This window comes from Microbacterium sp. cf046, from assembly GCF_900114345.1.
GTDB lineage: Bacteria > Actinomycetota > Actinomycetes > Actinomycetales > Microbacteriaceae > Microbacterium.
The window spans coordinates 771,319-788,914 of record NZ_FOZJ01000003.1 but is presented as its reverse complement, the minus strand read 5'-3'; the positions used below and the strand labels follow the sequence as shown (position 1 = coordinate 788,914).

Sequence of the window (17,596 nt, the reverse complement as noted above, 5' to 3'; positions counted from 1 at the left end):
CTGCATTCAGGGCAAGTCGATGGGCGGGAGCGACGGCTCAGACCGTCGCGGGTTCCGCGGCCTCGGCATCCGCTGCCTCGGCATCCGCGGCTTCGGCCGCCCCAGTGATGCTGTTGACCATGCCCGCGAAGATGAACCCGTGGAACGGCAGGACCGCGAGCCAGTACAGGCGGCCGGCGAGGCCGCGGGGGAAGAACACCGCGCGCTGGTCGTAGCGCGAACCTGCGCCGTCCGGAGCGACGCGCATCTCGAGCCAGGCGAGGCCCGGAACCTTCATCTCGGCGCGAAGTCGCAGCAGGGTCCCTGGCTCGATGGCCTCGACGCGCCAGAAGTCCACGGCATCGCCCACGACCAGCCGGTCGCGGTGCCGACGTCCCCGCCGCAGCCCGACGCCGCCGACGAGCTTGTCGGCCCACCCGCGCACCGCCCACAGCAGCGGATTCGAGTACCACCCGCGTTCGCCGCCGATGCCCTGGACGACGCGCCAGAGCGACGTGGGCGATGCGTCGGTCCTCGCTGTGCGGACGTCGGTGAACACGGTCCTGCCGGCCCAGTCCGGGTCGTTCGGCAGCGGGTCGCTCGGCACGCCGAGCACCTCCCCGTCCTGCCAGCTCGTCTCGATCGCGTCGAGCTTCACCTTGCCGAGCGCGAGGTCGACGGCGCGACGATAGGGCGTCAGCCCCTCCTCGGGCGGCGGGATCAGCGCGTCGACATCGTGGTCCTTGACGATGCACTCGTTCTGCAGCGACTCGACCAGCGGCATCGCCACGCGTCTCGGGATCGGCGTCACGAGATTCACCCAGTGCGAAGCGAGCCTGGGGGTGAGCACCGGCAGCGCCGCGATTCCGCGCTGCTTCAGCCCCGCCTCGACCGCGTAGCCGTTCATCATCTGCCCGTAGCGCAGCACGTCGGGTCCGCCGATGTCGACCGCGCGGCTGACGTCGGCGCTGACCCGGGCGGCACCGAGGAGGTAGTGCAGCACGTCCCTCACGGCGATGGGCTGGATGCGGTTGCGGACCCACTTCGGCGCCGGCATGTACGGCAGCACCTCGGTCAGGTGGCGCACCATCTCGAACGACGCCGAGCCCGACCCGATCACCACGCCGGCCTGCAGCACGAGGGTCGGCACACCGCTGTCCAGGAGGATCCGCCCCACTTCGACCCGGGAGCGCAGGTGCGGCGAGAGCCGGACACCGTCCGGATGGAGCCCGCCGAGGTACACGATGCGACCGACGGCGGCCGCGGCATCCGCAACGGTTGTGGCCGCGGCGCGGTCGGCCCTCTCGAATCCCTTGCCCGCGCCCATCGAGTGGACCAGGTAGTAGAGCACGTCCACATCGCGCACAGCGATTCCGACTGCGGCGGGATCGGCGGCGTCGCCCTCGACGACCTCGACTCCGCTCCCCCAGTCGAACGCCGCCACCCGACGCGCATCGCGTGCGAGCACGCGCACCCGGTAGCCGGCGTTCAGCAGCCGAGGCACGAGGCGGCCGCCGAGGTAGCCGGTGGCGCCCAGTACGAGGGCGAGCGGCGCGCTGCCGTCATCCCGCGGGAGGGCCCGAAGGGCCTCCTCCCGCCCGGTCGGCGCGGTCAGATCGTCCATTCTCCGACGCTACGCCCGGCTGGGAGCCATCGGGCCGTTCGCGCGGAAGTCGCATCCCGAACGCCTGCACGCCCGGGTGCGATGGGATCGCGGTGAAGCCGACGCGCGGGTAGAACGCGAGTGCGCCCGCATTGTCGGAGGATGCCACCAGGTGCAGCCCGGTCACGCCGCGGGCGCTCAGCGTATCCACGAGCGTCTCGATGAGCCGCCGCCCCCACCCCTGACCCTGCAGCTCCGGCAGCAGGTCGATGTGCAGGTGCGCGGGGTACTCGTCTCCGTACGGCTCAGCACCGCCGCGGCGGGAGTATGCGTAGATCAGCGTGCCGTCCTGACGCGAGTCCTCGGCCTCGGGCTCGGCCCATTTCGCGCCGCGCTGCGGCCACCACCGATCGTGGAACCAGTCCTCGAACGAGTTCGTGTCGGGAGTGCCCACGATGTACCCGGCCACGCGCCCGTCGTCGGTCTCGACGACGAACGCCAGATCGGGATGCCGGTGGACGTAGGGCAGCACGAAGACCTCGGCCCAGATCGCGTCGTCGTCGAAGACGCCCGTGGCATCGGCGCCCGCATCCGCGGTCTTCAGGCAGATCTCCGCCAGCGCGGTCTCATCGCCCGGTCGGAAGGGACGGATGTGCGGCATCCGTCGAGCCTACGGCCGTGCGGATCCGCTGTGCGATCCGGCGGCCTCGAGCGCCTGCGTCGTGTCGTCGAGCACTCGGTCATCGCGCGTGTAGATGTTCATGGACTGCCCGCGGAGGAAGCCGATGAGGGTGAGTCCCGACGAGGCGGCCAGCTCGACCGCGAGCGATGACGGCGCCGAGACGGCGGCCAGAATCGGGATGCCGGCCATCACGGCCTTCTGCACGAGCTCGAAGCTCGCGCGGCCCGACACCTGCAGCACGACGCCGCGCAGCGGAAGCCGGTCGCCGAGCACGGCCCACCCGATCACCTTGTCCACCGCGTTATGCCGGCCGACATCCTCGCGGAGCACGAGCAGGTCCCCGGTCACCGCGTCGAACAGCGCCGCGGCATGCAGTCCGCCTGTCTTGTCGAAGACCGCCTGCTGCGCGCGCAGCGCGTCGGGGAAGCCCGTGAGCATCGCGGCGTCCACGGTGATCGCGTCGCCCGCGACGTCGTAGGCGGACACGGTCTCGACGGCGTCGATGGACGCCTTGCCGCACAGCCCGCACGAGCTGGTGGTGTAGAACGCGCGTGCCAGTTCGGGGTCCGGCGGGCGCACGCCTGGCGCCAGGGTGACGTCCAGAACGTTGTAGGTGTTGCCGTCGGCGGGCGCTCCGACCGAGATGCCCGCGATCGGGCCACCGGTACCCGGCCCGCCGCAGTGGATCGCCGATCGGAACTGCTCGCCCCGCGAGATCACGCCCTCCGAGACGAGGAATCCTGCGGCGAGCTCGACATCGTGCCCCGGCGTTCGCATCGTCACCGCCAGAGACAGTCCTCCGACGCGGATCTCGAGCGGCTCCTCGACCGCGAGCGTGTCAGAGCGACGCACTGCATCGGCGCCCACCGTGAGCTTGGTCACAGCGCGCCGGACGGTTATCCGACCCATGGCGCCAGCCTACGCGCGCCGCGTTGGGCGAGCGCCCGAGGTACGACATCGACCCTGACCCGACCTCGCGCCCTGATGGAGCCCGGCTGCGACGGATACCCTAGCCACATGGCCCTGCACCCCCGCGTCGGCGCCGTCGCCGTCGCCGGAAACGCCATGATCACGGTCGAGGAGCACCTGGCCGTCATCCTCGCTGCCGTGCGACCGCTCGAGTTGATCACCGTCCCACTCGAGGACGCCCTCGGAAGCACGCTCCGAACCGCGGTCCTCGCGGCGACGGACCTGCCGGTGTTCGACAACTCCGCGATGGACGGATTCGCGGTGCGCCACGCCGACGTCGCCGGTGCGAGCGCGGCATCCCCCGCCCTGCTTCGCGTCGTCGCCGACCTGCCCGCCGGCAGCGCCCTCGACCCCGCATTCGGCCCCGGAGAGGCGGTGCGCATCATGACCGGCGCTCCGCTTCCGACGGCCGCCGACACCGTCGTCCCGTTCGAGGCGACCGAAGGCGGACTGGCAGACTCGCTCGGCTCCGTGCGCGTGCTCGAGGCGCCTCGAGGAGTCGGCGCGCACATCCGCCGGCGGGGAGAGGACGTCATCGCGAGATCGGAACTCCTCGCCGCAGGCGTCCTGCTCGGGCCGCTGCAGCTCGCTGCCGTCGCGGCCGCGAACGTCGCGACGGTCACCGTCGCGCGGCGTCCGCGCCTGGCCGTCATCTCGACGGGCAGCGAACTCGTGAGCCCCGGCACCGAGCTCGCCAGGGGCGAGATCCCCGAGTCCAACGCCCTCCTGCTCGCCGCGCTCGCCCGTGATGCGGGTGCCGAGGTGCTGATGCTGACGACCGTGCACGACGTCGACGACGACCTGCGCGGGCTCCTCGCGCGCGCACGAGCACTCGGCGTGGACGCAGTGATCACCTCCGGCGGGGTGAGCGCAGGGGCGTACGAGGTCGTGAAGACCGCGGTCGCCGAGATGACCTTCACCCAGGTCGCCATGCAGCCCGGCAAACCTCAGGGCTTCTCCGCCGCGGATCCGCTCGTGTTCGGACTCCCCGGCAATCCGGTGAGCGCGGCCGTCTCGTTCGAGGTGTTCGTCCGACCCGCACTCCTCGCGATGCAGGGTCGTTCGCATCTGCAGCGACGGATGCTGCGCGTTCCTGCCGCGACCGGCTGGCGCTCTCCGCACGATCGGCGGCAGTTCGTTCCGATCACCCTCGGCGAAGGCGGCGCCGCGCCGGCGGCCGCCGCGGGTTCGCACCGTGCCGGCGGCCTGGCCCGCGCCGAGGGCTACGCCGTCATTCCGCCGGACGTCGTCACGGTCTCCGCCGGCGACCTGGTCGACGTCATGCTCGTGACATGAGCGCACCGTGAACGATCTCGCGGCCATCCTCCTCGCCGGCGGCCGCGGCTCGCGGATGGGGGGAGTCCACAAGCCGCTCCTCGAGGTCGGCGGAGCGACGCTGTTGGATGCCGCGATACTGGCCGCGCGATCTGCGGGAGCGGATCCGATCGTGGGAGTCGGCGACCCGGCGATCGCCGTGAGCGCACCCGCGGGTTCGATCGCCTGGGTCCGCGAAGACCCGCCCTTCGGCGGCCCGGTCGCGGCGATCATCGCCGCGCTGCCCCTCATCGCGACCCGGTACAGCCTCGTGCTGGCGTGCGATCTGCCGCGCGTCGGCGACGCCGTACGGGTGCTTCAGGCGTCGCCGATCGAGCGGGACGGCACCTGTCTCGCCGACGCGTCGGGACGACCCCAGTGGCTCACCGGCCTCTACGAGACCGAACGGCTGAGGCTCGCGGCTGACGCACTGCCCGACGCCGGCCGGGATGCATCGATGCGCAGCCTGCTCGGCGGCCTTGCGATCACCGTTGTGGCGGCATCCGATGACATCGCTTTCGACATCGACACGTGGGACGATCTGACCGAGGCACGAAGGAGGAACCCATGAGCGAACGCCTGCCCCCTGAGGCCCTGGACGCGTGGGCGGAGGCGCTCCAGGAGCTTTTCGGCCTCGGCGCGGACGACATCCCGATTCCGCTGATCCTCGATCTCGCTCGCGACGTCGCCGTGGGCGTCGCGCGACCCGCCGCACCCCTGAGTGCGTTCGTCGCCGGACTCGCGGCGGGACGCGCAGGCGGAACACCCGAGCAGGTGCGCGCGACGGTCGCCGAGATCACCTCCCTGGCGGCGGGCTGGCAGGCGGAGGACTGATCAGGCGGTGCGCCGCTCCAGCCGGATGATCACCGACTTCGACGTCGGCGTTCCGCTGTGGTCGGCGACCGAGTCCAACGGCACCAGCACGTTCGTCTCGGGGTAGTACGCCGCCGCGTTGCCGCGCGGAGTCGAATAGGCGACGATGCGGAATTCCTCGGCCCGGCGCTGCACGCCGTCCCGCCACTCCGAGACGAGGTCGACGACGTCCCCGTCGGCGAAGCCGAGAGCCTGGATGTCCTTCGGGTTCACCATGACCACCCGCCGGCCGCCGTGGATGCCGCGGTAGCGGTCGTCCTTGCCGTAGATCGTGGTGTTGTACTGATCGTGCGAGCGCAGGGTCTGCAGCAGCAGCCGTCCGTGCGGGATGAACGGGTACTCGAGGGCGTTCACCGTGAACCGGGCCTTGCCGTCCGCGGTGGCGAAGCGCCGCTCGTCGCGGGGGCCGTTCGGGAGGAACAGCGTCCGACCCTTGTCGATGGATGCCTCGAAGTCGTCGAAGCCCGGGATGACGGCCGCGATGTGCCGGCGGATGAGCGCGTAGTCGTGCTCGAGCGCCGCCCAGTCGGCATGCGGAACCGTGGACGGATGCCGCGTCCCGCCGTGCTCGAGCAGGAGCCGGCCCGGCTCCGGATGCTCCACGGACGGGGCATCCGACTGGATCCCCTCGTGCTCGGGCTGCCCGCGGTCGACATCGACCGCCGTCGTCGCGTCGATCTCCGGACCGAAATGGCTGACGGTGTCGGTGCCGAACAGCAGCGTGCACAGCCGCGCCACGATGGCCACCTCGCTGAGGAGATCCTCGGACGGAGGAACCAGGCGGCCGCGCGACGCGTGGACGGCGCCCATCGAGTCCTCGACGGTGACGCGCTGCTCGCCGGTGCCGCGACGGTCGCGGTCGGTGCGTCCCAGTGTGGGAAGGATGATCGCACGCCGGCCGGTGACCACGTGCGACCGGTTGAGCTTCGTGGACACCTGCACTGTGAGATCCGTGTTCCGCAGCGCGGCCTCGGTCACGAGCGTGTCGGGCGTGGCGCTGACGAAGTTGCCTCCCATGCCCATGAACACCCGCGCATCGCCGTCGCGCATCGCGCGGATGGCTGCAACCGTGTCGTAACCGTGCTCGCGCGGCGGCCGGAAGTCGAACTCGCGGTCGAGGGCATCCAGGAACGCCTGAGACGGCTTCTCGTAGATCCCCATGGTGCGATCGCCCTGCACATTGGAGTGACCCCGAACCGGACACACCCCGGCGCCGGGACGCCCGATGTTCCCCTGCAGCAGGAGCACGTTCACGATATCGCGCAGTGTCGCGACCGAGTGCTTGTGCTGGGTGAGGCCCATCGCCCAGCACACGATCGTCGCCTTCGACACGCGGACGGCCTCGCCCACGCGTCGGAGCGTCTTCTGGGGCAGCCCGGTCGCCGCGACGAGCTCGCGCCACGGCACCTGTGCGATCTCGTCACGGTAGGCCTGGAACCCGCTCGTGTGCGCATCGATGAACTCATGGTCGAGCACGCCGCCGTGCTCGTCCTCGTACTCGAGCAGATGCTTGGCGATCGCCTGGAAGAGCGCCTGGTCACCGCCCAGGCGGATCTGCACGAACTGGTCGGCGAGCTTCGTGCCCCCGAGAATGACGCCCTTCACGTTCTGCGGGTTCTCGAACCGAACGAGCCCGGCTTCCGGAAGCGGGTTCACGGCGATGATGGTCGAGCCGGAGTTCTTCGCTTTCTCGAGGGCCGAGAGCATCCGCGGGTGGTTCGTGCCGGGGTTCTGGCCGGCGATGATGAGCAGGTCGGCCTCGTGGATGTCGGTGATCGAGACCGTGCCCTTGCCGATGCCGATCGTCTCGGTCAGGGCGGTGCCCGAGGACTCGTGGCACATGTTGGAGCAGTCCGGCAGGTTGTTGGTCCCGAACCCGCGCACGAGCAGCTGGTACAGGAACGCGGCCTCGTTCGAGGTGCGGCCCGACGTGTAGAAGATCGCCTCATCGGGATCGTCGAGACCCTTCAGCGCTGTGGCGATCTCGAGCAGCGCGTCGTCCCACGCGATCGGCCGGTAGTGCGTCGCGCCCTCGTCGAGGATCATCGGCTGCGTCAGCCGGCCCTGCTGGCCGAGCCACCAGTCATCGTGCGCACGCAGCTCGTCGATCGAATGCTCCGCGAAGAACTCGGGAGTCACGCGGCGGATGGTCGCCTCCTCGGCGACCGCCTTGGCGCCGTTCTCGCAGAACTCGGCGATGTGGCGCTTGTCCTCCTCCGGCCAGGCACAGCCGGGGCAGTCGAAGCCGTCCTTCTGGTTGACGCGCAGGAGGGTCTCGACGCTGCGCTTGACGCCCATCTGCTCGTTCGAGATCTTCAGCGCGTGCAGCACGGCGGGCACGCCGACTGCGACCTTCTTGCGGCCGCTGACGTGGACTTTCGCCTCGTCGATGTCTGCTCTCGGGGGCTTCGTCGCCATGACCCTATGCTACGCCTCAGCGCGAAGGGATACCTATCTCAATAGGTAAACTCACTTTGCGCGATCGTCAGCGTTTGCCGTTGCCGAAGAGCCCGCGGATGACGCCGTTGAGGATCGTCTGCGTCGACTTCGATCCGAGCACCTGCTCGATCGTCGACTTCTGCGTCCGGGACGAGGTGCGCGACGTGCTGGAGGTCTTCTTCAGCAGCCTGTCGTACTCCGCCTGCGCCTTCTTGTCGGCCGCAGCTTTCGCCTTGTCGATGGCCGCCTGTTGCTTGGCGAACTCGGCATCCGCCTTCGCCTTCGCCAGCGCGGCCTCCTCGGCGGCGGCCGCTTCGTTCGCCGCGTTCATCCGGGCCGTGAGGATCTCGCGCGCCGACTCGCGGTCGATCGCGGCGCCGTACTTCGGCATCAGGGGGGATGCCGCCACCGCCGCGTCGATCGCGGCATCCGGCGTGGGCGACATGAGTCCCTGCGGTGCGCGCAGCCGCGTCCACGCGACCGGGGTGGGGGCGCCCTTCTCGCTCATGACCGTGACGATCGCCTCGCCGGTGCCGAGCTCCTGCAGCACTCGCTCGAGGTCGTACCCCGAGCGCGGGTATGTGCCGACCGTGGCGCGGAGCGCCTTGGCGTCGTCGGGAGTGAACGCGCGGAGCGCGTGCTGCACGCGCGATCCGAGCTGGGCGAGCACGTCGGACGGGACGTCCTTCGGAGTCTGCGTCACGAAGAAGACGCCCACGCCTTTCGAACGGATCAGGCGCACCGTCTGCACGATCGCGGACGTGAAGTCCTTGGAGGCGTCCTTGAAGAGCAGGTGCGCCTCATCGAAGAAGAAGACGAGCTTCGGCTTGTCGAGGTCGCCCACCTCGGGCAGGATCTCGAACAGCTCCGCGAGCAGGTACATCAGGAACGTGGAGAAAAGTGCGGGCTTGTCGGCCACGCCCGGAACCTCGAGCAGGCTGATGATGCCGCGGCCGTCGGGCGCCGAGCGGAGGAACTCGGTGACCTCGAACTCGGGCTCGCCGAAGAACACGTCCGCGCCGCCGTCGGCGAAGGTGATGAGCTCGCGCAGGATCACCCCTGCCGTCGCCGCCGAGAGGCCGCCGAGATCCTTCAGCTCGACCTTGCCTTCGTCACTGGTGAGGTAGCTCAGCACGGCGCGCAGGTCGGACAGGTCGACGAGCGCCAGCCCGTTCGCATCGGCGTAGTGGAACACGAGCCCGAGGCTCGACTCCTGCGTCTCGTTGAGGCCGAGCACCTTGCTCAGCAGGAGCGGACCGAAACCCGACACCGTGGCACGCACCGGCACGCCCTTGCCGATGCCGCCCAGGGCGTAGTACTCGGTGACGGATGCCGCGGGCTGCCAGTCCTGACCGATCGCCTGAGTGCGCGCGAGCAGCTTCTCACTCGACTCGCCGGGTGTGGCCACTCCGGACAGGTCGCCCTTGATGTCGGCGGCGAACACCGGCACGCCCTTCGCCGCGAGCTGCTCCGCGAGTCCCTGCAGCGTGCGGGTCTTGCCGGTGCCGGTGGCCCCGGCAACGAGTCCGTGGCGGTTCATCATGCCGAGGGGGATGCGGATCTGCGCCGCGGGCACCGCGTCGCCGTTCATCAGCGCACCGAGGTCGAGCGTCGTGGCCGCGAACGTGTACCCCGAGATGACGGCCTGCACCTGCTCCGCGTCGAGCGGTCCCGCAACGGTCTCGGTCGCCGAGGTCGTCGGAGGGGTCGACGGCGCTTCGGCCGGCGCGGCGGCGGGGGTGGTTTCGGCATCCGCGGGCTCAGCAGCTGCCGGCGCAGATTCGGCGACCACTGGCTCGGCGGCGGGTACGGCGCCCGCCGGGGCGCCGAGGCGCGCCTTCGCGGCATCCGCTTCGGCGGCCGCGAGGGCTGCCCGTGCCTGCGCCGCCTTCAGCTGCGCTTCCGCAGCATCCGCCTCGGCTCGCAGGCGCGCGAGCTCGGCTTCGGCTGCGGCGACGGACGGATCGGACGTGTCGGGCGCGCTCATTCGCTCAGCTTAGCGAGGGGCGCCGGTTGCGCAGCCGGTCTCTCGCGAGCGAGCATCGGGGCGAAGAATCCCGCGACGATCAGCGCGACGCCGATGCCGATCAGCGCACCCCCGAGGGTGTCGCTGAGCCAGTGGGCGTGCAGTGCCGTGCGACTCAACGCCATCAGGAAGACCCACCCGATGCCGACGAGCAGCACCCACAACTTGGGGAACAGGAGCACGGCCACCGTCGCGATCGTGGCTGCATTCGCCACGTGGCCCGAGGGGAACGAGCCGTAGTCGGTCACCACGATGATCTCCTCCGGACGGACTCGGCCGAACAGGTGCTTGAGCACCTGGACCATCCCCGCGGACGCGGCCTCGGCCGTGAGGAAGAACGCCGCCGACCACGGACGCTTCGCGACGATGAGCGCGATCGCCCCCAGGATCGGGACGGCGAGCACGCCGAACCACGTCCCGCCGAGGACGTTCATCACGCGTGAGTACCCGGTGAGGATCGGCGAGGCGCTCGCGCCCATCAGATCGTTCCACCAGATGTCGATGCCGAACGGCGAGTCCCGGGTGAAGATCACGGCCCCGAGCCCGAAGGCGGCGAGGACGAGCACCGCCCCCAGCGAGAACAGCACCGTGCGCGATGCCCCGGCAACTCTCGGTCTGCTCGAAGGCTCCATCGTCACATTGTGCCGTGCGGGGCCGCATTCACCACGCGCCTGGCCAGGAAGGGCGGGATGATGTAGGCGTGCCCCGTGTCGTCGACGTCGTCAGGGCGGTGATCGCGCCGCTGACCCGCACACGCCTGTTCCGCCGCGTCGGGCCCGTCGCACTGCCCCCCATCGAACGATTCCTCAGCGTCGTGTCCGGCGGCCGCGTCCAGCTGAGCGGCCTGCTCGTGCCCTCGCTCGTCCTGCACACCACCGGCGCGCACTCGGGCGAGCCGCGCGAGGCCGCGCTCATGTACACGCCGGACGGGGCTGGACGCGCAATCGTCGCCGGGACGAACTTCGCGGGCGGCCGGCATCCCGCCTGGACGGCGAACCTGCTCGCACACCCGGATGCGGCGATCACCGTGCGCGGCACGTGGATGCCGGTGCGGGCATCGCTCATCGAGGCGGCCGAGCGCGATGCGATCTGGGCGCGCATCGAGCGGCAATGGCCGGGGTATCGGGCCTACGAACGCGACTCCGGTCGCATCGTGCGCCTCTTCCGACTGCAGCCGGTGCGGGAGGAGACCAGCACCGCGGGCATGGTGGGCGCATGAGCCGTCTCGTCGATGCCTTCCGTGCGGCGGTCGCGCCGATCAGCCGAACCCGGTGGTTCCGGCGCTTCGCGACGACCGTCCTGCCTCGGATCGAGCGCTTCGTCTCGCGGATCACGGGCGGTCGCCTCCAGCTGACCGCTGTCGTGGTGCCCTCGCTCGTGCTCCACACGATCGGCGCGCGCTCCGGCGAACCCCGCGACGCCCCGCTCATGTACACGCCCGACGGATCCGGCCGGGCCATCGTGGCGGGCACGAACTGGGCGGGAGCGAAGCACCCCGCGTGGACCGCGAACCTCCTCGCCCACCCGGATGCCGAGATCACGGTGCGCGGACGACGCATGGCCGTCCACGCGACGCTGATCCCGGATGCCGAGCGCGACGCCACGTGGGCGATCATGGAGGCGCAGTGGCCGGACTACCGCGAATACGAGCGGGACTCGGGTCGCACGGCACGACTGTTCCGGCTCCAGCCGGTCCGCAGGTAGGCCGCCCCTACGGGGTCAGCATCGCGACCGTGCGCGGACGCACGATGAGCCACAGTGCCAGCACGCCGATCATCGCGCAGCCTGCCATCACGGCCGCCATCGTCGTCGCGGTGATGCCCGCGTCCCGCGAGATCCAGCCGACGACGGGCGAGATCACCCCCGCGATGCCGAAGTTCGTCGCGCCGATGAGGGATGCCGCGGTTCCGGCGGCCTTGCCGTGCCGGTCGAGGGCGAGCACCTGCACGCACGGGAACGTGAATCCGCACGCGGTCATGAACACGAACAGCGGGATGACCGTGCCCCACAGGCCGAAGCCCAGCTGGTCGAACAGGATGATCGCGAACGCGGCGATCACCAGCACCGCGGTGGAGTACGCCATGACCCACTGCGGTCCGTAGCGCGCGGCCAGCCGCGACGCGAACTGCACGCCCACGACGACGCCGAGCGAGTTGGCCGCGAACAGGAGCCCGTACTGCTGGGCGTTGAAGCCGAACGACTGCTGGAACAGGAAGGAGGATGCCGACAGGTACGAGAACAGCCCGCTGAAGGTCATCGCGCCGATCACGAGTGCGCCGATGAACACGCGGTCGCTCAGCACGCTCCGGTAGCGCTGCAGCACCGTCGTGCTGCCCTTGTCGCTGCGACGAGCCCGCGGCAGCGTCTCGGGGATCACGAAGATCGTGCACACGAGCATGACCGCGCCGTAGATCGCGAGCACGACGAAGATCCCGCGCCACGGCATGATCGCCAGGAGCGCGGAGCCGATGAGCGGTGCGGCGACCGGAGCGACACCCGACACCAGGGCCAGTCGCGACAGCATCACCACGAGCCGCTTGCCGCCGAACAGGTCGCGGACGATCGCCATCGCCACCACACCGCCCGCGGCGGCACCCATCCCCATTCCGACTCGGGCCACCATCAGCAGCTCGATGGATGGCGCGAGTGCTGCCGCGACGCTCGCGACGACGTGCAGCGCGGTGACCGCGAGCAGCGGCACCCGGCGGCCGACCTTGTCGCTGAGCGGCCCGACGATCAGCTGGCCGAGGGCGAAGCCGACCATGGTGCCGGTCAGGGTCAGCTGGATCACGGCGGCCGTGGTCCGGAAGTCCGTCTCGAGCACCGGGAAGGCCGGCAGATACAGGTCGATCGTGAACGGCCCGAGAGCCGTCAGCGCGCCCAGCAGCACGATGTAGAGGACCCGGCGGCGGTGCGGAATCGCATCGCCGGGGTGCAGCATGATCGGCGCGGTGGCCGGGTTGCTGCCGAGCGTCCGGATCGCGCCGGTGGTCATCGCAGGCGGTCGCGGAGCGGGCGCCGTCGGACGCGGCGTGGGCGCGGCGGGGGTCGGAGTGGTCGCGGCGTCGTCGGAGCGAGAGGTTTTCTGGGTGGGAATGGACGCGGTATCGAGCACAGGATCTTCGTTTCGGCGGCACGGCGGGAAGCGTCGGCACCGGTGGTCCGGCGAGGCGCTCAGAGGAGATCGTCGAAGCGTCCCGAATCGATTCGACAACCCCCATGATACCGGACGCCGCCGCGTCCTCCGACGCGCGGGAGGCGGCACCCGGCGTCGCCCTGTCGGCGGCTTCACAGACCGTGACGCATGCGCTCGAATAGGATGGGAGCACCTTTTGCATCCGAGCCCACTCGTTCCGAACGGGCGCCCGAGCCGAGATCACACACATGACCCCGACACCCCCGCGCCCGACCGAGAAGAAGCAGAGCGGCAACCCCGCCACGCAGGCGCAGATCGCGCAGACCGTCAAGCAGCAGCGTGAGCAGAAGCGCCAGGAGAAGCTCGCCGAATACCAGAAGCAGCTCGCCAAGCGCCGCCGCGGCAAGGTCGTGTGGTGGACGGTCGGGTCCGTGGTCGCCGTCGGCATCGTCGTCGCGATCATCGCGTCGATCGTGTTCGCGCCGACGCCTCCGCCCACGCTCGACCCGGGCGACGGCGACGGCTCGTCGATCCAGGGCCTCGAGACCTTCGAGAACACGGCGAACCACGTCGAGGGACCCGTCGACTACGCGCAGTCACCGCCCGTCGGCGGCGACCACAACGCCATCTGGCTCAACTGCGGGGTCTACGACCAGCCCGTTCCCAACGAGAACGCGGTGCATGCCCTCGAGCACGGCGCGGTGTGGGTCACATACGACGCGGACGCCGTCGACGACGCCGAGCTCGCCACCCTCAAGAGCAAGCTCCCCTCGTCGTACATCGTGCTGTCCCCGTACGAGGGACTGGATTCGCCGATCGTGATGAGCGCGTGGAACGCCCAGCTGAAGCTCGACTCGGCCGACGACGAGCGGGTCACGGAGTTCCTCACCGCGTACTGGCGCAGTCAGAACGCACCCGAGCCGAACGCCTCCTGTTCGGGCGCACTCGACGCGCCGGGCAAGCAGTAGGACGCGATGACCGACCAGGCGCCCGCTGCGCCGCGGCGCTGGACCGTCCTCGTCCTGGCGTGCCTCGCCATCGCGGGGCTGGCGTTCGCGATCGGCCGGTTCTCGACCTTCGGGGCATCGCCCGCCGCCGCACCGGGCACCGACTCGGCCGAGGCCGGATTCGCACGGGACATGCAGGTGCACCACGCGCAGGCGATCGCCATGGCCATGGAGATCTACCGCAAGACGGACGACGACGAGCTGCGAGTGCTCTCGTACGACATCGCCACGGGTCAGGCCGGACAGCGCGGCGAGATGTTCGACTGGCTCGTGCAGTGGGGGCTCCCGCAGGCAGGCGGGCCGATGATGGCATGGATGTCGGGGTCGGATGCCGGACACGACCACGGCTCCGCCGATCCGGCGGAGCCGCTCACCGACCAGGAGGCCCGAGAGGCCATGGGCATGGCGACGGATGCCGAGATGACCGAGCTCGCCGATGCCACCGGCCCGGACGCGGACTGCCTCTTCCTGGAGCTCATGATCCGACATCACGGGGGCGCCATCCCGATGGCGGAGGCGATCATCGAGCTCGGCGCGGAGCCGCGCGTGCTCACCGTCGCGAAGAGCATCCAGGCGGGGCAGACCGCCGAGATCGACGCGATGAAGAGCATGCAGGTGCGCCTGGGCTGCGGCGGCTGAGCGTCTCGCCCGCCGACGTCGCATCGCTCGCTACAGTGAACGGATGACCGCTCCCACCGCTCCCCCGGCACGCCAGCCGGTGCTCGTGCGCATCGCGGTCGTGCTGGTGTACCTCAGTGGCCTGACGAGCATCGCGATCGGCATCCTGGTCCTGCTCAGCAGGTACGACATCGCGCGCGCCGAGGTCCTCCCGGTGTCGCTGCTGGGCTCGGCGGTCATCCTGTTCGGCCTGCTCACGATCGCGATCGCATCCGGCGTCGCGCGCGGGCGACGCCTTGCCCGGCTGCTGCTGACGATCTACCTGGGCGTGCAGTTCGTGCTGCACATCGTCACGATCGTCACGACCGAGACCTGGGACTGGACGTCCATGGCGGAGATGGCAGCGTACGCGTTCATCGGCTTCGCACTGTGGACACCGCCGGGATCACGGTATTTCCGCGACCCTGCCGCCGATCAGACGGACGCCGTCACCGCCGCCTGAGCGCCACGCGGTGCGACCGCGGCGAGCGCCCTGGCCACGTAGCGGCGATGGAAGAAGCGGACGACCTCGATCCCGCCGATCGTCAGCACGGTGACGATCGCGACGAGGTACGCGCACTCCTTTCCGGGGTCGACGAGCTGGAAGAACTCGGTCGACAGCGGGATCGTGAAGATCGCGACCAGCGCGATGAACATCGCCCCGATCACGAGGGCCTTGTAGCGGTTGATGGGGCGCGAGAGCACCGTGAGCACCCAGATCCCGACGATCGCGAGGATGATCGTCGACCCGGTGCGCAGCCGCGCCTGATCGACCTCGAGCGACTTCGCCGCGAGGGTGTAGAGGGTCAGCGCGATCGCGATGATGATGCCCGCCGGGATGGCGAAGCTGAGCGATCGCTTGAGGAATCCGGGCACGTACCGCTGCGAATTCGGCATGAGGGCGAGGAAGAACGCCGGGATGCCGATCGTCAGCCCATCGGTGATCGAGAGCTGCCGGGGCAGGAACGGGAACTCCAGCACCAGGATGCCGAACAGGATGGCCAGCCCGGTCGCGTACGCCGTCTTGGTCAGGAACAGCATCGACACGCGCTCGATGTTCGCGATCACCTGCCGCCCCTCGGCGACGACGTCGGGCAGGTGCGAGAATTGCCCGTCCAGCAGCACCAGCCGTGCGACCGCCTTCGTCGCGGCGGCACCGGAGTTCATCGCGATGCCGATGTCGGCTGTCTTGATCGCCAGCGCATCGTTCACGCCGTCGCCGGTCATCGCCACGACGTGGCCGCGCGCCTGCAGCGCGACGACCATTCGCTTCTTCTGCTCGGGAGTCACCCGCCCGAACACGGTGTGCGTCTCGAGGATGTCGGCGAGCTGCTCGTCGTCCTCCGGCAGCTTCCGCGCGTCGTAGCCCTCGGCGACGTCGAGTCCGACCTCGCGCGCGATCGCCGCGACCGTCCGAGGATTGTCGCCGGAGATGATCCGGATGCCGACGCCCTGCGCCTTGAAGTACGCCAGCGTGTGCGCCGCATCCGGCCGCACCTGCTCGCGGAAGGTCAGCACCACGACCGGTACCACCCCGTCGGGCAGCCGCTCGGCCTCCACATCGGAATCGGTCAGGGCGATCGTCGAATGCCCGAGCACGAGCGTCCGGCGGCCGGTCGAGGCGAGCTGCGTCACCGTGCGGCCGAGCCCGCCGGACGGATCGGACGCGGCATCGCCGAACACCATCTCGGGAGCGCCGAGCACCCACGTGCCCGCCGTTCCCGGGAACGAGACGGCGCTCCACTTCCGCGCGGACGAGAAGGGGATATACGCCTGCGCGCTCATCGGTCCGGTGGCGGGGAAGGGCTCACGCAGGCACCGCGCGGTCGCGTTCGCGTCCGGTGCCGCGCCGTACCAGGACAGCGTGGCCTCCCAGCCTGATCCCGCTCCAGCGAGCGGGTGCGATCCGTCGAACTCGATATCGCCGCCCGTGAGCGTCCCGGTCTTGTCGAGGCAGATCACATCGACCCGGGCCAGTCCCTCGACCGCCGGCAGCTCGTTGACGAGCACCTGACGACCCGCGAGCTTCGCAGCGCCGACCGCGAATGCGATCGAGGTGACGAGCACGAGGCCGAGCGGGATCATCGCCGTCAGCGATGCGATCGTGTTCACGACCGCCTGCACCCAGTCGCCGCTCTCCCAGGCCTGCACCCACCCGCCGGCGACCATCATCTGCGCGTTCAGCACGAGCAGGCCGATCGGGCCGATGCCCCATCCGACCCACTTGAGAACCCGGTCGATCGAGGTCCGCAGCTCCGAGGACACCATCGAGAACCGCTTGGCCTCGCCGGCGAACTTGTTCGCATAGGAGTCCGCACCGACCCGCGTCACCTGCGCGTCGCCCTCGCCCGCGACAACGACGGAACCCGAAAGTGCTTCACCGCCCTTGCTCTTGTCGACCGCGTCCGACTCGCCGGTGAGCATCGACTCGTCGATCTGCAGCGCACGCCCGTCGACGATGACGGCATCCGCGGGCACCTGATCGCCGGCGCGCAGGACGAGGATGTCGTCCAGCACCACCTCCGCGGGGGCGATCTCGACCTCCTCGCCGTCGCGGCGCACCCGCGCCCGAGGCGCGTTGAGCAGGGCGAGCCGGTCGAGCTTCGCCTTCGCGCGGAATTCCTGCACGCAGCCGATGATCGCGTTCGCGAACGCGGCGAGGCCGAACAGCGCGTCCTGCCAGCGGCCGAGCAGCAGCAGGACCAGGAAGCAGCCGCCCACGATCGCGTTGAAGAGCGTGAAGACATTCGCACTGACGATGTTCCAGACGCTGCGGCTGGTGTCGGCCGTGAACGCGTTCGTCCGGCCTGCCGCGATGCGCTCCGCGACCTGGGCCTGCGTCAGTCCGACAGCCGGATCGACCGGCGTGGGAGTGGCGTCGACGGCGGTCACGGAATCCATGGATCACACC

General features: G+C 70.2%; 16 protein-coding genes. 8 read left to right on the top strand and 8 right to left on the bottom strand.

All coding sequences use genetic code 11. The features are described 5' to 3' along the window. Positions 1–37: 37 nt before the first annotated feature. From BM349_RS16115 to fdhD, 3 genes are read right to left on the bottom strand one after another with little or no spacing between them, the layout of a single operon-like run. A complete protein-coding gene (locus tag BM349_RS16115; protein WP_091708257.1) occupies positions 38–1,603 on the bottom strand; it encodes an SDR family oxidoreductase in 1,566 nt (521 codons plus the stop codon). Continuing rightward, positions 1,542–2,243 carry a GNAT family N-acetyltransferase gene (locus BM349_RS16110; protein ID WP_091709446.1) on the bottom strand — a complete coding sequence of 234 codons (702 nt, stop codon included), beginning with the start codon at positions 2,241–2,243 and terminating at the stop codon, positions 1,542–1,544. Before BM349_RS16110 ends, BM349_RS16115 begins: the two co-directional genes overlap by 62 nt. Positions 2,244–2,252: 9 nt before the next feature. Beyond that, the gene (gene fdhD, locus BM349_RS16105; protein WP_091708256.1) at positions 2,253–3,173 is read right to left on the bottom strand and encodes a formate dehydrogenase accessory sulfurtransferase FdhD; all 921 of its coding nucleotides are present in this window, start codon (positions 3,171–3,173) and stop codon (positions 2,253–2,255) included. Positions 3,174–3,281: 108 nt separating this feature from the next. On the opposite strand from fdhD, the gene glp reads away from it, so the two are divergent. Genes glp through BM349_RS16090 form a run of 3 tightly spaced genes read left to right on the top strand, consistent with a single transcriptional unit; the run spans position 3,282 to position 5,381 of the window. Next, positions 3,282–4,529, top strand: a complete 1,248-nt coding sequence (gene glp / locus BM349_RS16100; RefSeq protein ID WP_254773941.1) for a molybdopterin molybdotransferase MoeA — start codon at positions 3,282–3,284, stop codon at positions 4,527–4,529. Positions 4,530–4,536: 7 nt separating this feature from the next. Then, positions 4,537–5,118 (top strand): molybdenum cofactor guanylyltransferase, encoded by a 582-nt coding sequence (locus BM349_RS16095; RefSeq protein ID WP_091708255.1) that lies wholly within the window; start codon positions 4,537–4,539, stop codon positions 5,116–5,118. After that, positions 5,115–5,381, top strand: coding sequence for a DUF6457 domain-containing protein (locus BM349_RS16090; RefSeq protein WP_091708253.1), 267 nt, complete (start codon positions 5,115–5,117; stop codon positions 5,379–5,381). The genes BM349_RS16095 and BM349_RS16090 overlap by 4 nt, the downstream gene beginning before the upstream one ends. Here BM349_RS16090 and BM349_RS16085 read toward each other — a convergent pair whose 3' ends face one another. From BM349_RS16085 to BM349_RS16075, 3 genes are all read right to left on the bottom strand, one after another. Then, the gene (locus tag BM349_RS16085) at positions 5,382–7,838 is read right to left on the bottom strand and encodes an FdhF/YdeP family oxidoreductase (protein ID WP_091708251.1); all 2,457 of its coding nucleotides are present in this window, start codon (positions 7,836–7,838) and stop codon (positions 5,382–5,384) included. 67 nt (positions 7,839–7,905) lie between these two features. Continuing rightward, positions 7,906–9,846: a helicase HerA-like domain-containing protein gene (locus tag BM349_RS16080; RefSeq protein WP_091708248.1), complete on the bottom strand. Its 1,941-nt coding sequence runs from the start codon at positions 9,844–9,846 to the stop codon at positions 7,906–7,908. After that, a complete protein-coding gene (locus tag BM349_RS16075) occupies positions 9,843–10,517 on the bottom strand; it encodes a phosphatase PAP2 family protein (protein ID WP_091708246.1) in 675 nt (224 codons plus the stop codon). Before BM349_RS16075 ends, BM349_RS16080 begins: the two co-directional genes overlap by 4 nt. A 68-nt stretch (positions 10,518–10,585) precedes the next feature. Between BM349_RS16075 and BM349_RS16070 the strand changes: the two genes are divergently transcribed. Beyond that, the gene (locus BM349_RS16070) at positions 10,586–11,104 is read left to right on the top strand and encodes a nitroreductase family deazaflavin-dependent oxidoreductase (RefSeq protein WP_091708244.1); all 519 of its coding nucleotides are present in this window, start codon (positions 10,586–10,588) and stop codon (positions 11,102–11,104) included. Continuing rightward, the gene (locus BM349_RS16065; RefSeq protein WP_091708242.1) at positions 11,101–11,589 is read left to right on the top strand and encodes a nitroreductase family deazaflavin-dependent oxidoreductase; all 489 of its coding nucleotides are present in this window, start codon (positions 11,101–11,103) and stop codon (positions 11,587–11,589) included. The genes BM349_RS16070 and BM349_RS16065 overlap by 4 nt, the downstream gene beginning before the upstream one ends. Before the next feature lie 7 nt (positions 11,590–11,596). On the opposite strand, the gene BM349_RS16060 is transcribed toward BM349_RS16065, so the two are convergent. Continuing rightward, complete coding sequence (locus BM349_RS16060) at positions 11,597–12,880, bottom strand: multidrug effflux MFS transporter (protein ID WP_091708239.1); 1,284 nt, start codon at positions 12,878–12,880, stop codon at positions 11,597–11,599. 389 nt (positions 12,881–13,269) lie between these two features. On the opposite strand from BM349_RS16060, the gene BM349_RS16055 reads away from it, so the two are divergent. From BM349_RS16055 to BM349_RS16045, 3 genes are read left to right on the top strand one after another with little or no spacing between them, the layout of a single operon-like run. Beyond that, positions 13,270–13,989 carry a DUF3105 domain-containing protein gene (locus BM349_RS16055; RefSeq protein WP_091708236.1) on the top strand — a complete coding sequence of 240 codons (720 nt, stop codon included), beginning with the start codon at positions 13,270–13,272 and terminating at the stop codon, positions 13,987–13,989. Between the two features lie 6 nt (positions 13,990–13,995). Beyond that, complete coding sequence (locus BM349_RS16050; RefSeq protein WP_091708233.1) at positions 13,996–14,667, top strand: DUF305 domain-containing protein; 672 nt, start codon at positions 13,996–13,998, stop codon at positions 14,665–14,667. Between the two features lie 43 nt (positions 14,668–14,710). Next, positions 14,711–15,148 (top strand): hypothetical protein, encoded by a 438-nt coding sequence (locus BM349_RS16045; protein WP_091708230.1) that lies wholly within the window; start codon positions 14,711–14,713, stop codon positions 15,146–15,148. Here the strand turns inward: BM349_RS16045 and BM349_RS16040 are convergent. Further along, positions 15,121–17,586, bottom strand: coding sequence for an HAD-IC family P-type ATPase (locus BM349_RS16040; protein WP_091708228.1), 2,466 nt, complete (start codon positions 17,584–17,586; stop codon positions 15,121–15,123). The genes BM349_RS16045 and BM349_RS16040 overlap by 28 nt on opposite strands. Between the last annotated feature and the right edge of the window lie 10 nt (positions 17,587–17,596).

Coding starts and splice junctions, on each gene's coding strand:
- BM349_RS16110 (WP_091709446.1), bottom strand. CDS start 2,243: ATGCCGCACATCCGTCCCTTCCGACCGGGCGATGAGACCGCGCTGGCG.
- BM349_RS16090 (WP_091708253.1), top strand. CDS start 5,115: ATGAGCGAACGCCTGCCCCCTGAGGCCCTGGACGCGTGGGCGGAGGCG.
- BM349_RS16080 (WP_091708248.1), bottom strand. CDS start 9,846: ATGAGCGCGCCCGACACGTCCGATCCGTCCGTCGCCGCAGCCGAAGCC.
- BM349_RS16050 (WP_091708233.1), top strand. CDS start 13,996: ATGACCGACCAGGCGCCCGCTGCGCCGCGGCGCTGGACCGTCCTCGTC.
- BM349_RS16040 (WP_091708228.1), bottom strand. CDS start 17,586: ATGGATTCCGTGACCGCCGTCGACGCCACTCCCACGCCGGTCGATCCG.
- BM349_RS16075 (WP_091708246.1), bottom strand. CDS start 10,517: ATGGAGCCTTCGAGCAGACCGAGAGTTGCCGGGGCATCGCGCACGGTG.
- BM349_RS16115 (WP_091708257.1), bottom strand. CDS start 1,603: ATGGACGATCTGACCGCGCCGACCGGGCGGGAGGAGGCCCTTCGGGCC.
- BM349_RS16060 (WP_091708239.1), bottom strand. CDS start 12,880: ATGACCACCGGCGCGATCCGGACGCTCGGCAGCAACCCGGCCACCGCG.
- fdhD (WP_091708256.1), bottom strand. CDS start 3,173: ATGGGTCGGATAACCGTCCGGCGCGCTGTGACCAAGCTCACGGTGGGC.
- glp (WP_254773941.1), top strand. CDS start 3,282: ATGGCCCTGCACCCCCGCGTCGGCGCCGTCGCCGTCGCCGGAAACGCC.
- BM349_RS16055 (WP_091708236.1), top strand. CDS start 13,270: ATGACCCCGACACCCCCGCGCCCGACCGAGAAGAAGCAGAGCGGCAAC.
- BM349_RS16045 (WP_091708230.1), top strand. CDS start 14,711: ATGACCGCTCCCACCGCTCCCCCGGCACGCCAGCCGGTGCTCGTGCGC.
- BM349_RS16085 (WP_091708251.1), bottom strand. CDS start 7,838: ATGGCGACGAAGCCCCCGAGAGCAGACATCGACGAGGCGAAAGTCCAC.
- BM349_RS16065 (WP_091708242.1), top strand. CDS start 11,101: ATGAGCCGTCTCGTCGATGCCTTCCGTGCGGCGGTCGCGCCGATCAGC.